General features: G+C 62.5%; 16 protein-coding genes and 1 pseudogene. 9 read left to right on the forward strand and 8 right to left on the reverse strand.

From position 1 onward, the window contains the following. Window positions 1–246 precede the first annotated feature (246 nt). From ACPPVR_RS29425 to ACPPVR_RS29445, 5 genes and pseudogenes are all read right to left on the reverse strand, one after another. Window positions 247–696, reverse strand: a pseudogene (locus tag ACPPVR_RS29425) (MFS transporter); the annotation flags it as partial. Window positions 697–724: 28 nt separating this feature from the next. Then, window positions 725–1945: an MFS transporter gene (locus tag ACPPVR_RS29430; protein ID WP_426610057.1), complete on the reverse strand. Its 1221-nt coding sequence runs from the start codon at window positions 1943–1945 to the stop codon at window positions 725–727. Further along, window positions 1942–3309 (reverse strand): NAD(P)-binding domain-containing protein, encoded by a 1368-nt coding sequence (locus tag ACPPVR_RS29435; protein WP_426610058.1) that lies wholly within the window; start codon window positions 3307–3309, stop codon window positions 1942–1944. The genes ACPPVR_RS29430 and ACPPVR_RS29435 overlap by 4 nt, the downstream gene beginning before the upstream one ends. Before the next feature lie 51 nt (window positions 3310–3360). Continuing rightward, window positions 3361–3678 (reverse strand): ArsR/SmtB family transcription factor, encoded by a 318-nt coding sequence (locus tag ACPPVR_RS29440; protein ID WP_426610059.1) that lies wholly within the window; start codon window positions 3676–3678, stop codon window positions 3361–3363. Window positions 3679–3771: 93 nt separating this feature from the next. Further along, a complete protein-coding gene (locus ACPPVR_RS29445) occupies window positions 3772–3972 on the reverse strand; it encodes a GDCCVxC domain-containing (seleno)protein (protein WP_426610060.1) in 201 nt (66 codons plus the stop codon). A gap of 164 nt (window positions 3973–4136) precedes the next feature. Here ACPPVR_RS29445 and ACPPVR_RS29450 point away from each other — a divergent pair, with 164 nt between their 5' ends. The 6 genes from ACPPVR_RS29450 to arsC are packed head-to-tail and all read left to right on the forward strand — an operon-like array spanning window position 4137 to window position 7731. Next, on the forward strand, window positions 4137–4463 hold the full coding sequence (locus tag ACPPVR_RS29450; protein ID WP_426610061.1) for an ArsR/SmtB family transcription factor: 327 nt from the start codon (window positions 4137–4139) through the stop codon (window positions 4461–4463). Window positions 4464–4467: 4 nt separating this feature from the next. Continuing rightward, window positions 4468–5739 carry an MFS transporter gene (locus ACPPVR_RS29455; RefSeq protein WP_426610062.1) on the forward strand — a complete coding sequence of 424 codons (1272 nt, stop codon included), beginning with the start codon at window positions 4468–4470 and terminating at the stop codon, window positions 5737–5739. Between the two features lie 10 nt (window positions 5740–5749). Further along, complete coding sequence (locus ACPPVR_RS29460; protein ID WP_426610063.1) at window positions 5750–6112, forward strand: ArsR/SmtB family transcription factor; 363 nt, start codon at window positions 5750–5752, stop codon at window positions 6110–6112. Beyond that, window positions 6105–6632, forward strand: coding sequence for an arsenate reductase ArsC (locus tag ACPPVR_RS29465; protein WP_426610064.1), 528 nt, complete (start codon window positions 6105–6107; stop codon window positions 6630–6632). The genes ACPPVR_RS29460 and ACPPVR_RS29465 overlap by 8 nt, the downstream gene beginning before the upstream one ends. Further along, window positions 6632–7333: an aquaporin gene (locus ACPPVR_RS29470; RefSeq protein WP_426610065.1), complete on the forward strand. Its 702-nt coding sequence runs from the start codon at window positions 6632–6634 to the stop codon at window positions 7331–7333. Before ACPPVR_RS29465 ends, ACPPVR_RS29470 begins: the two co-directional genes overlap by 1 nt. Continuing rightward, on the forward strand, window positions 7330–7731 hold the full coding sequence (gene arsC / locus ACPPVR_RS29475; protein WP_426610066.1) for an arsenate reductase (glutaredoxin): 402 nt from the start codon (window positions 7330–7332) through the stop codon (window positions 7729–7731). The genes ACPPVR_RS29470 and arsC overlap by 4 nt, the downstream gene beginning before the upstream one ends. A 95-nt stretch (window positions 7732–7826) precedes the next feature. Here arsC and ACPPVR_RS29480 read toward each other — a convergent pair whose 3' ends face one another. Then, window positions 7827–8192: a hypothetical protein gene (locus ACPPVR_RS29480; RefSeq protein ID WP_426610067.1), complete on the reverse strand. Its 366-nt coding sequence runs from the start codon at window positions 8190–8192 to the stop codon at window positions 7827–7829. Window positions 8193–8289: 97 nt separating this feature from the next. Here ACPPVR_RS29480 and ACPPVR_RS29485 point away from each other — a divergent pair, with 97 nt between their 5' ends. Together ACPPVR_RS29485 and ACPPVR_RS29490 are read left to right on the forward strand one after the other, a co-directional pair. Next, window positions 8290–8568 carry a metal/formaldehyde-sensitive transcriptional repressor gene (locus ACPPVR_RS29485; RefSeq protein ID WP_426610068.1) on the forward strand — a complete coding sequence of 93 codons (279 nt, stop codon included), beginning with the start codon at window positions 8290–8292 and terminating at the stop codon, window positions 8566–8568. Window positions 8569–8573: 5 nt separating this feature from the next. Beyond that, the gene (locus ACPPVR_RS29490; protein WP_426610069.1) at window positions 8574–9632 is read left to right on the forward strand and encodes a sulfite exporter TauE/SafE family protein; all 1059 of its coding nucleotides are present in this window, start codon (window positions 8574–8576) and stop codon (window positions 9630–9632) included. 93 nt (window positions 9633–9725) lie between these two features. On the opposite strand, the gene ACPPVR_RS29495 is transcribed toward ACPPVR_RS29490, so the two are convergent. Next, window positions 9726–10124 carry a VOC family protein gene (locus ACPPVR_RS29495; protein WP_426610070.1) on the reverse strand — a complete coding sequence of 133 codons (399 nt, stop codon included), beginning with the start codon at window positions 10122–10124 and terminating at the stop codon, window positions 9726–9728. Between the two features lie 201 nt (window positions 10125–10325). On the opposite strand from ACPPVR_RS29495, the gene ACPPVR_RS29500 reads away from it, so the two are divergent. Beyond that, a complete protein-coding gene (locus ACPPVR_RS29500; protein WP_426610071.1) occupies window positions 10326–11405 on the forward strand; it encodes a Cj0069 family protein in 1080 nt (359 codons plus the stop codon). An 11-nt stretch (window positions 11406–11416) separates the two neighbouring features. Here ACPPVR_RS29500 and cax read toward each other — a convergent pair whose 3' ends face one another. Beyond that, window positions 11417–12517 (reverse strand): calcium/proton exchanger, encoded by a 1101-nt coding sequence (cax, locus tag ACPPVR_RS29505; protein ID WP_426610072.1) that lies wholly within the window; start codon window positions 12515–12517, stop codon window positions 11417–11419. Window positions 12518–12558 lie beyond the last annotated feature (41 nt).

Consider the following 12558-nt stretch of genomic DNA (forward strand, 5'->3'; position numbering starts at 1 on the left):
TCATAACAAAAACATGAAAAACAACCCCATGCACAGTAGCGGGGGCATTGAAATCATTGGGCTAACGATCTTCGGTCGGCGATACCAATCTGCCGAGCGCACGAGTGCACTTTTGACACGTCGGGCAAAACACTGGCAGAATGGCATCATCGAAAGATCTCAACACCCGCGCGGACCAATCCGTCGCGGGTGTTTTCATGTCGGAGCACGTCCCGCGATGCCGCCGCTCCTGGTTTTGTGATAGTGTCCACATCTGTCAGCAATGACTTGCGCCACTAGGAACGAGAGGCCGACACCGACCGAAAAGCTCGACGTGTACAGCGTGACGGCCCGCGAGGTGTCGCCGGCGGGTAACCGGTCCGTCAGCGCCTTCAATCCCGGCATGTAGGCACCGGCAAATCCAAGACCTGCAAGGCACCAGATCGCCGTACCCGACCAGAACCCTTGCGCGAAGATGCCGAAAGCTGCGGTCGCGAGCCCGCTGACGATCGAGCCCCAGAGAAGCACGAGCCGCGCATCGATCCGGTCGGTCAACGTCGCCAGAAAGGGCACGGCGAGCATGTAGCCGAACGCATAACCGCTCGCCATCAAGCCGCCTTCCGCGGCGGAGAGTCCCCATGCCGGCATCAGGTGCTGCGCAAGGTTTGCGGACAGCGTCACATGCGGCAGCAGGTTGCCGACCTGCCCGATGCACATCACCGCAATCAAAGACCGACCGCTCAAGCTACGGATTTTGCTCTCCCACCTTGAGAGGCTGTGATGTGGTCGTATTTGCACGAAGCAGCAGAAGCGCGAAGAAGGCGGAGACCGAGGTGAGCGCGCTGATCCACAGCGCGCCGCGCGCGATGTGCTCCACCATCAGCCCCAGCGCCAGCGGCGCAGCGGCCCCCGTTAGCCGGGCGGGCAGCGAAATCATGCCGACACGTTTCCCAAATCCCACAGGCCCAAACAACATCAATGGCAGCGTGCCACGCGCGATCGTGATGATCCCGTTACCCACTCCGTAGAGGACGGTGTAGACCGGCGCAAACAACGAGCCTCCAGCGATCAGCGCGACAACACCGATCGGATTCATCAGCACGGCGAGCCTCGCCGACAACAGCGGATGAAACCGGTTGAGCCATCCTGCTTCGACAAGGCGGGCGCAGACCTGGGCCGGGCCGACCAGTGTTCCTGCGATCAAGGCCTCGGCCGGCGTCGCGCCGAACGCGACCAGCATCGACGGCAGAATTGCCGACACGCCCGAACTGACGAAGCTCGTCGCCGCGAACATGTAGGTCAGCACGCCCATCGCAAACGTCTCGCTCTGGCGTTCGGGATGCGGGCTCGTTCCTGAAGCCGGTCGCGAAACCTCCTCGAGCGGCATGGCACGTGGCAGCAAAAGATTGAGTGGCAGAGCGAGGCAGACGTGAATGGCCGCCCATATCTGGCAGGCCGCACGCCAACCGCACTCGGCATCCAACCAGGTCGTGAGCGGCCAGCCGACGGTGCTCGCGAAGCCGGCGATCAAGGTGATGCCCGTGATCGACTTTCGAGCGCGCGTTCCGTAGATGCGCGCAAGCGTCGCGAACGCCGCCTCGTAAAGACCCATGCCCATGCCGATCCCGAGCATCATCCACGCGGCGATCAGCAACACCACGCCATGGGCAGCGGACAGCATCAGCAAGCCTGCTGCGAAGATGGCGTTCGATACGGCAAGCAGCCGACGTCCGCCAAACCTGTCGATCGCATGACCGACACGCGGGCCAACAAGTCCGGAGATGACGAGTGCAGCCGACAGCGCGGCGAATATGTAGGTCGGCGCGAGACCGAGATCCCGCGAGATTGGAATGGCAAGCACGGCCGGAAGATAGTAGCTCGACGCCCACGCAATGGTTTGCGTGGTGCCTAGCGCGAGCACGACGGCGAGCGGACCTGAAGCCCGGTCCGCAAGAACCTGCTTCATGAACAACCACACCCCGAGGCGCCGGCCTTCCTGGCGGTTTCGTCGGCAGCGCAGCATGCCGATGCCTCGTCCTTAGCCGGCCCGCCGCAACATCCTGCGGGCCCCGCTGACTCGACGCCAACGCGCGTACACACGCCGGTCTCCGGCAGCACAAGCTCGACCCTCTCGGCAGCCGCCTTGTCGCCAGCGATATCGGCGGCAATCGAGCGGACCTGCTCATAGCCCGTCATCATGAGGAAGGTCGGAGCGCGGCCATACGACTTCATGCCGGCGAGGTAGAAGCCTGGCTCATCATGCGAGAGCTCACGTGCGCCGTGCGGGCGCACCGTCCCGCAGCTGTGCTCGTTGGGATCGATGAGCGGCGCCAGCGCGACCGGCGCCTCGATGGCCGGATCGAGCCGCAGACGCAACTCGGACAAGAACGAAAAGTCGGGACGGAAACCCGTCGACACGATCAGTTCGTCCACGACCACGCTTCGCGCACCACAGCAGGAGCCGGCCGAGATCTTCAGGCGACCTTCGGAGGCCGAAAGATGCGTGACCCCGAATTCGGTCTCAACCTCGATCTTTCCGGAGGTCACAAGCGCGGCAAAGACGGTGCCAAGCTCTCCGCGTGCGGCGAGCTTGTCGTTGCGGCCGCCGCCGAAAGCCTTGGCTGGATCAGCGCCGCGCAAGAGCCAGACCGCTTGCGTGCCCGGCGCCTCGTCGGCGAGCCGCACGAGATCGATCAACGTGCCGACCGCAGAATGGCCGGCGCCGAGGACCGCAACGGTCTTGCCGGCATATCTGGAACGGCCGGCACCCCGCACGTCCGGCATGCCGTAGGCGATATGATCAGCGCGCTCAGGCTCGCCAATCGCCGGCAAGCCGTTGCCGCCGGCCGGATTGGGGGAGAACCATGTGCCTGAAATATCGATAACGGCGTCCGCGCGCAGCACTTCGGGGCCCTTGCCGTTCTGGTAACGTATTTCAAAAGGCGCTTGCTCGCGTCCCTTGGTCTTCGCCTTGTCGAAGCCGACACGGCTGATCGCCGAGACGCGGCTGGAGGTCCGGACCGCATCGCGCAGCGGCGTTTTCGTCGCAAGCGGAGTCAGGTATCGGTCGAGCAGTTCGCCACCCGTCGGATAGGACTGAGGGTCCGGCGAATTCCATCCCGTCGACGCGAGCAGGCGCGCGGCGGCCTTGTCGATGTTGTATTCCCATGGCGAGAAAAGCTGGACGTGCTGCCACTGGCGAAGCGCGTGTCCCGCTTCGGGGCCGGCCTCCAGCACGACGGGCGACATCCCACGCTCGAGCACATGCGCGGCGGCTGCGAGGCCGACGGGCCCCGCCCCGATGATGGCAATTGTCTTTCCGTCGCTCATTCCGCTACTCCCATATTTCTAGAATCACCGAATAAGTCGACCCAAAAAAAATCAGGCCGCCGACTTCGTATCCTTGCACTCGGCTTCGTCCGCGCAGCACTCCGACACCAGGAAATCGACCAGGCCCTGCATTGCGTCGTAGTTCGCATGACAGACCAGGGTCGTGGATTCCCGGACCTGACTGATGAGCCCCACCGCGACCAGAGACTTGATGTGATGAGATAGCGTCGACGCGGGAATCTTCAGCTTGTCCTGCAAGCGGCCGACCGCCATGCCCGGCTGTCCAGCCCGAACCAAGGCTCGATAAATCTGGAGCCGTGTCCGGTTACCCAAGGCTTCCAAACGTCCTGCTGCGTCGTCGATCTTCATGACTTGCATTATTGCGCCGGGCCGCCCCACTCGTCAACCGTAATTCTAGAATATTGGAAATATAGACTGAGTTGACGCCTTCTCACGCTGGTCTCAACAGCACCTTCCGTTCTGCTGGATCGGTGGACAAGGGACTGATCCGTACGAACAATAGACGCAGCAATCGCCGCTCTTCGGCTTGAGCCGGGTCCCGCACCCTTTGCAATCATAGAAGAACTGGCAGGCATCAGTCGGCATGGTTTCGGCCGACTCGTGATGACAGACCGGACACGTAATAACCGATTGCGTTTGCATTGCCGGCTTTCCTCGATCGCAAGACAGGGCCCATTCTAGTCATTCCACGCGATGCCGCAATTGCCACCGCAAGCAAGGGTGCGTTACTTTCCGGTGCTGGTCTATAAAACCATAAAACTAGGATTGTAGTTGTAATTTTTTGAAGTTTGCGGTAAGTGGAATCCGTGAACCGCAAAATCGCCGCACGCTGCCTGGCCGAACTAGGCAATTTGACCCGCCTGGACATTTATCGGCTGCTGGTTCGGGCCGGACCGCCCGGGCTCAACATCACCGATATCCAGACCCGCCTCGACGTGCCGGCCTCGACGCTCGCCTTTCATCTGCGCGGGTTGGTCAACGCGGGCCTCGTTGCCCAGGAAAAAAATGGGCGCACGGTGATCTGCCGTGCCCAATACGATCGCATGGACGGGGTCATCGCGTTCTTGCGCGAGCATTGCTGCGAGGGATTTGCCAGTGATGTGGCGGCGGCGGCAACGCGCCGGGCGAGTTGACCAGATGCGCATGGTGAGCCCCCGAAAGTCGGCTCTCCACTATGGCTGGATCATATTGGGCGCAGGCACCTTCGGTTCGTTCATGACTCTGCCCGGCCAAACGGCAGGCGTCTCTGTGTTCTTCGACCCTATCACCGCTGATCTTGGCATCTCACGTACATCGGCCTCGATCGCCTATGCAGCAGGAACGCTTGCGGGAATTCTGCCGGCTCCTGTGATCGGTCGCTGGATCGACCGGCGCGGACCTCGCCTGACGGCAACCATCATCGCCGGCGCTCTCGCTGTGGCCTGCGCTCTCATGGCGACAGTTCAAACCGCGATGATGCTGCTGATTGGTTTCGCGCTGTTGCGTGGCGCGGCAATCGGCGGCCTTAGCCTCGTCAGTCAGCAGGTCGTCAATCTCTGGTTTGTGCGTCGGCGCGGGATCGCCGCTGCGGCGGCCAGTCTTGGGCTCGCGGCCGGCTCCATGGTCTTTCCGAAGCTCATCGATGGTCTCATCTCGCTCTACGGCTGGCGAGGCGCCTATCTCGCCCTTGCCGGACTGGTCGCACTCACCATTCTGCCGATTGCTGCCGCGCTGTTTCGCGATCGGCCGGAAAAATTCGGCCTCAGCACGGACGCCGGCCTGCTGCCGGCCGCCGAACATCCACGGGAGGAGCCTTCGTTTACGCGCGAACAGGCGCTCCGTACCGGCGTATTCTGGCTGCTGTGCGCGGCAGGCTTTCTAACCAATGCCATCGGCACCGCTCTCTTGCTCAATCATTTCTCGATCATGCGGACGGCGGGGATCCCACATAGCGACGCCTTGCTATTATTGTCGCTACTTGCAGGCGTTCAAGCTGTTGCCACACTCAGTACCGGATTTCTGGTGGATCGCTACGAACCGCGGCACTTGGTCCCGCTTGCGATGTTCATGCTTGCGCTGGCATCGGCTCTCCCGTCGTTTGGCAGCGGAGCCGCCGTGAGCGTGCTGTACGCGCTGAGTCTCGGTGGGGCGTACGGGTCGCAGCAGGCTATCAACGCCGCCGGCTATGCGCAGTATTTCGGCCGCGATCATCTTGGCGCAATCAGGGGCGCGTCGTTCGTCTTCGGCATTGCCGGCGCAGCGTTCGGCCCGCTGCCTTTCGCGGCAAGCATCGATTGGACCGGAAGTTATGCGGCCGTCCTGATCAGCAGCTGCGCGCTTTGCATCGTCTGCGGCGCCGGAGCATTTGCCGTCAAACGACCGACCTCGTCGGCCCAATTTCGGATTGACGAGCATTCCATAATTCCATAAGTCTGGATATATGGAAACTGAAGAAGCTGTCCTCGCGCTCGCCGCCCTGTCCCAATCGACCCGCCTGGAGGCATTCCGGACGCTTGTCAGGCACGAGCCCGATGGCCTGGCGGCTGGCGATCTTGCGCGCCAGTTGGAAGTCCCGTCGAACACGCTTTCGGCGCATCTGTCGATCCTGACCCGCGCGCGCCTGGTCACCTCCGAGCGGCACAGCCGTTCGATCGTCTACCGCGCCAACCTTGCCGAATTCCGGGACGTTGCGGTTTTCCTGCTTCGGGACTGTTGCGGCGGCCGCCCGGAGGTTTGCGAACCGGTCGTCGAAAGCCTTCAGTCGTGCTGCTCTCCAAAGCGAAAGGGGCGAGTCCGTGCCTGACCACATCTACAATGTGCTGTTCCTGTGCACCGGAAATTCGGCACGCTCGATCCTCGCCGAAGCGATCCTCCGGAAGGACGGCGCCGGCCGCTTCCAATCCTTCTCCGCCGGCAGCACTCCGAAAGGCGCGATCCACCCGCTGGCGCTGCGCACGCTCAAAAGCATGGACTATCCCACTGAGGGAATGCGCTCGAAGAGTTGGCTCGAGTTCGCTGCTCCCGATGCGCCGGTGATGGATTTCGTCTTCACCGTTTGTGACAATGCCGCCGGAGAGGCCTGCCCCATCTGGCCCGGACAGCCGTTGACCGCACATTGGGGGATCGAGGACCCCGCTGCCGCCGAAGGCACCGGTCTGGAGAAGCAAGCGGCCTTCATCACCGCGTTCCGTTACCTCAAGAATCGGATCGATACCTTTGTGAACCTCCCGCTGAAGAGTATCGACACGCTTTCGCTTGGCACCAAGCTGCGCGAAATCGGCCACTCTGACGGCGCAACAGGTTCAGCGCCAAAGGCCGGCTGATGGACAATTTCGACATCTCGCGGCGCCTTGCCGCCGAAGCGCTCGGCACGGGCTTCCTCGTCGCCACCGTTGTCGGTTCCGGCATCATGGCCGAAACGTTGACCAAGGACGTTGCCCTTGCGCTTCTGTGCAATACCTTGCCGACCGGCGCCATTCTGGTTGTCCTGATCTCCGTGCTCGGTCCGATCTCCGGCGCGCATTTCAATCCGGCGGTGACGCTTGTCTTTACCGGCAAGCGCGAACTTCCGGTCAATGAGGCCGCGCTCTACATCATCGCTCAGATCATCGGTGGCGCCATCGGGACGATGGCAGCGCATTTGATGTTCGCGCATCCCCTGATCGACCTCTCGATGAAGACCCGAACCGGCGGAGCGCAATGGTTCGCGGAAGCCGTGGCTGCATTCGGACTCATCGTCACGATCCTGGCCGGTATCCGCTTCCAGCGCACGGCTGTTCCCTGGCTGGTCGGTCTCTACATCACGGCCGCGTATTGGTTCACTGCATCGACGTCGTTTGCAAATCCGGCCGTCGCAATCGCGCGGTCGCTGACGAACACCTTTTCCGGCATTCGGCCTGCTGATCTTCCCGGGTTCATCCTCGCTGAAATCTGCGGGGCCCTCGCCGGCATGCTGCTGATGAACTGGCTGCTCGGGCGCACCGATGCGCGCGAGCCCGCAACTGTCGTGGAGACCCGATCATGAGCATCACGATCTATCACAATCCGGATTGCGGAACTTCGCGCAACACGCTTGCGATGATCCGGCAGAGCGGCGTCGAGCCCACCGTCATCGAATACCTCAGGACGCCGCCATCGCGCGAAACGCTCAAGCAACTGATCACAGCGATGGGCGTTCCCGTCCGCGCATTGCTGCGCGAAAAGGGTACGCCTTACAACGAGCTCCGCCTCGCCGACCCCAAGTGGACGGACGACGAGCTGCTCGACTTCATGATGGCGCATCCCATTCTCATCAACCGCCCGATCGTTGTGACGCCGAAAGGCACACGATTGTGCCGGCCCTCCGAAGCCGTCGTCGATCTCCTGAACAATCCCGTCGGCCGGTTTGTGAAGGAGGACGGCGAGGTGGTTGAAATCAACTAGGCTCGCGCCGGCGTGCTCGTCTGGGTCGATCCGCTCCGTCAGGGCAACACACGCGTGGACCTCGGCGCCTATTCGGAAGAGATGCTTCGGCGGCCTTAGAAACCGCAGGTCCTGTATTCCTTGCGGGCAAGACGAAAGTGCGGCCCTGCCTGAACGAAGTCGACGTCCAGGCATTGGTTGCCATGGCGATAGCTGTCCAGTCCATTGCACCGAAGATATTCAAGGTTGATACGCCAGCGCTTCTCTTGCGGAGCGTAGGTCGCGAAGTCGTGCTGCGCGGCAGGTGGCCCTTTGCAGACCGTCGCGATGTACTGCCTGATCTCGGCGGGCAACCCTTCGATGTGATCGGGATTCCACGGATCGTCCTTGGTGCCCCCGCCTCTGGAATTGGCGTCAATCACCGAGCAAAGCAGAAGGCTGAGACCCAGCAAAGCGCGCCCCGCCATCCGAAATGCCGGCATGGTCTGTCGCCGCAGATGCAAGACATCGGTCCCCGTCGCGCACGACATCACGTCGCTCTCGCTTGACTCATATAGGGTACCCCCCTATCTTAACCACATGTCGCATACGATCAAGCAAAAGTCGAAGCTTCTCGCACGCGTGAAGAGGATCAAAGGGCAACTGGAGGCCGTCGAGCGCGCGCTGGAGGCGGAACTCGGATGCACGGATGTCCTGATGTTGGTCGCCTCGGTTCGCGGCGCTGTCGGGGGCCTGACCACCGAGCTTCTCGAGGACCACATCCGCCACCACGTCGTTGATCCCGATCATGAAAAAGATCCGGACAAGGCCAAGGGCGCTGCGGACCTGATCGACGTCGTTCGAACCTACTTGAAGTGAACCACATGACCGACCTGGCTTCACTGCTCCAACAGAGCAGTGCACACGCATGGCTATTCGTCCCCAGTGCGATCCTGCTTGGAGCGCTGCATGGGCTCGAGCCCGGCCATTCCAAGACGATGATGGCCGCCTTCATCGTCGCAATCCGCGGCTCCGTTTTCCAGGCAACCTTGCTCGGCCTTTCGGCGGCGATCTCGCACACCGGTGTGGTCTGGGCGGTCGCGCTGTTGGGGCTCTATTTCGGTCAGGACCTGTCGGGCGAGCGCAGCGAAGCGTATCTGCAATTGGTTCCCGCCGTCGTCATCATCGGCATCGCCGCCTGGATGGTCTGGCGCACTTGGCGGGAGCAGAACGAGGCGCACGACCATCATCACCACGACGCGCCTCACACCGTCTCGCTGGCGGGGCGGTCGCTGACGATCGAGATCTTCGAGGACGGCGTGCCGCCCCGCTGGCGGATTCGAAGCGAGACCGGCGCCCTGCCCGCCGCCGGCGACGTCAATGTGACGACAGTCCGCGCGGACGGAAACGAACATTCATTCGGATTGGTCGCACGCGAGGGCTGTCTGGAGAGCGTCGACGAGATTCCGGAACCGCATGCGTTCAAGGCTCGCGTAACGTCGGGCCGGGATACCGCCGAGTTAGTGTTCGAGGAGCACGATCACGGTCACATGGACCTCGGCGACGAAGACGACGCCCACGCGCGCGCCCATGCCGCCGATATCCGCAAGCGCTTCGCGGGCCGTAACGTCACCACGCCTCAGATTATCCTGTTCGGCTTGACCGGTGGGCTGATCCCCTGCCCGGCAGCGATTACGGTGCTGCTGCTTTGCATTCAGTTGAAGCAGTTCAGCCTCGGCTTCGTCCTGGTGCTGTGCTTCGGCATCGGCCTCGCCATCACCATGGTATCTGCGGGCGTCGTGGCAGCTCTCGGCCTACGCCACGTGGAAAAGCGGTGGGATGGTTTCAGCCGCTTCGCACATCGAGCGCCCTACCTCTCCGCCGCGCTGATCGTCCTGGTCGGGCTCTACACCGGCTGGTCGGGCTTGCACGAACTGATATGAAGTGGGACGACGGCCGCGTCGATCTGTCATGCCTTGCCGGCTTCCATCAGCTGACCGAGGAATGATCGCAATTGGGCGCCCTCCTCCTCCTTTTCATCGCGCTCCAAATCGCGCTTTGGCAGCTTCGGTGACGGGCGTGTAGAGGCTCACGAGCGTTCCTTCGGGATCGCGGAACTGGGCCGCGCGATTTCCCCAGGGCATCATCTTCGGCTCGTGCACGACCTCCACTTGATCCTTCAGCCTCGCAAAATCGGCTTCGACGTCATCGACCTGGAACTCGATGATCGCGGTGCGATTGGCAGCGGGCTCGGCGCTTCCCGCCTTGAACAGCGCCAGCGTATCGACACTGCCGAACGCGAGCGTTGCCGATGGCGTGACGATCTCGGCAAACACCGGCGCCGGCCACTCCGCCGCTTTGCCCAGGACGTTTTCGTAAAAGCTGACGAGGGACTTGATGTCGGCAGCGATCAGCCGAACCGAGGCGAATTTCATAGGTGATCTCCTGGAACTTCCGTCGCTGCCTTTGACAACGATCGGTTTGTAGCGCCGCCCTGCTGACAGCATGCTGTCAGCAGCGATGCATCTTGCAACGCCCATCCAAGCTGACATAAGCTCATCCCGAGGGGACAAAGCAGACTCCCCGTGAGACCTCGGTCCAAGCTCTGCGCAGCACGCCATTCGTGGAGCTTGCGCATGGACACCGAACGTCACCCTCCTCTCCGACAAACTATTGCCATCCTCTCGCGCGGCGACGCTGCCGCGCGCCGGGACGCGACCGCCCAGAACAGCCGCTTCGTCCGCGTCTTCGAGGCCCTCGTCGCAATCGGCATCGACGCCCGACCGGTGATTTACGACGAAAGCTTCGCCGAGCCGGTCCGCGATCAGTTGCGCAGCGTCGACGGCGTGCTCGTCTGGGTCGATCCGATCCATCAGGGCAAGACGCGCGCCGACCTCGATCGCTTGCTGCGCGACGTAGCGGCGCAAGGGCCGTGGGTGAGCGCCCATCCGGACGTCATTCTGAAAATGGGCGTCAAGGAGGTGCTGTACCGCACACGCCATTTGGGCTGGGGCGCCGACACGCATCGCTATGACACCGCCGCAAGCTTCCGCACCGAATTTCCATCGCGCCTTCGGGACGCCGGCCCGCGCGTGCTGAAGCAAAATCGCGGCAATGGCGGCCAAGGCGTCTGGAAAGTGGAGGCACTTCCCGACGCTGACAGCATGGTTCGCGTACTTCACGCGCAACGCGGCAGCATCCCTGAGGACATGCCGCTCGAATCCTTCACCGCGCGATGCGAGCCGTATTTCGGCTGGGGCGGCTGCATCATCGACCAGGCGTTTCAACCCCGCCTGCCCGACGGAATGATCCGCTGCTACATGAGCGGATCAAAGGTCGCGGGCTTTGGGCAGCAGCGGATCAAGGCCCTGATCCCGCCGCCGCCGCAAGACCCCGATGCACCCGAGGCGCAACCGGGCCCGCGCATCATGCACGGACCCGATGCCGCGCATTTCCGCTCGCTCCGCAGATCGATGGAGGACGAATGGACGCCGCAGATGATGGCGACACTCGGCATCGATGAAGCCTCGCTCCCCGTCATCTGGGACGCGGACTTCCTGTACGGACCGAGAGACACGGCCGGCGCCGACACGTACGTCTTGTGCGAGATCAACGCGAGCTCCTGCTTTGCGATCCCTGAGGAGGCACCGGCGGCGATCGCGCGGACGGTCAGCCAACGCCTTCAGCCGGCCCAAAGGCCAGGCTCCGGCAGATAGAAGACCGTAACTCATCCCGGTCCCTGCGCTGCCGGCGGCACAACATAGAGCGTCATCGCGAAAATCGCGTAGACGAAGAGGAGCAGGACGCCAATGAACCATGCCGAGCGCCCACTGTTGGTAATGAAGGTGGCCATGACGGCCGAGGTCATCACCATTGTGACGGCGCCCGGCCAGAAAAGGAGGTTCATCGGACCCGGCCCCACGACATAGCTGAGCAGCACCAGCACCGGCGCGACGAACAACGCAATCTGCGAGGCGCTGCCGAGCGCAATCGAAACGCTCATGTCGAGACGGTTCTTGCGCGCGGCAGAGAAGGCTACCGTCATTTCGGCCGCGGCGCCGACGATCGAGACGATGATGAAGCCCACGAAGGCCGGGCTCATCCCGAATGTCTCCGCCGCCTTCTGCACCGACTCGACAAAGATCTCGCTTACGAGCGCAACCAGGATCGTGACGACGAGAAGTGTTCCGATCGCGATGCCGATCGGCCAGTGTTCCTCCGTCTCGCCATGCTCCTCGCTCGCAAAGAGCTCCTTGTGGGTATGGAGCGAGAACACGAGGCCGAGGCCATAGGCAACGATGAGCAGCATGGCGAGACCGACGCTGATCTTTTGCGTGAGGACCTCGCCGTGGGTCAGATCGAGGTCGGCGACTGCGGAGGGCGCGAGCAGCGCCACGGTTGCCATCAGCAGGAGCGCCGAATAGAGCCTGCCTCCCGCACGGTTATATTCCTGGACATGATAACGCAGGCCACCGATCAGAAAGGAGGCCCCCAGCATGAACAGCGAGTTGGTGACAATTGCACCCGCGATCGATGCCTTCACCAGCATGTACTGGCCGGCATGCAGCGCGGTGACGGCAATGATCAGCTCGGTGAGGTTGCCGAGCGTCGCATTCAACAGGCCGCCGACCGCATCGCCCGTTTTGGCGGCGACGGCCTCGGTCGCGTGGCTGAGCAGCGCTGCCAGCGGGACGATGGCAAGAACCGAGAGCACGAACAGAATTGTGTGAGCATCCGGCGCCGCCCTCTCGAGCACCAGGACGATCGGCACCATAAGGAGCAACCACAGTAACGGATTGTTCCGGATTTCCTTGAGCAGATGTTGCACGGTGTCCTCCCCTTCCCGCTCACGATGACCGGAATGTTCGA

This window comes from Bradyrhizobium sp. McL0616, from assembly GCF_049993385.1.
Classification (GTDB): Bacteria; Pseudomonadota; Alphaproteobacteria; order Rhizobiales; family Xanthobacteraceae; genus Bradyrhizobium.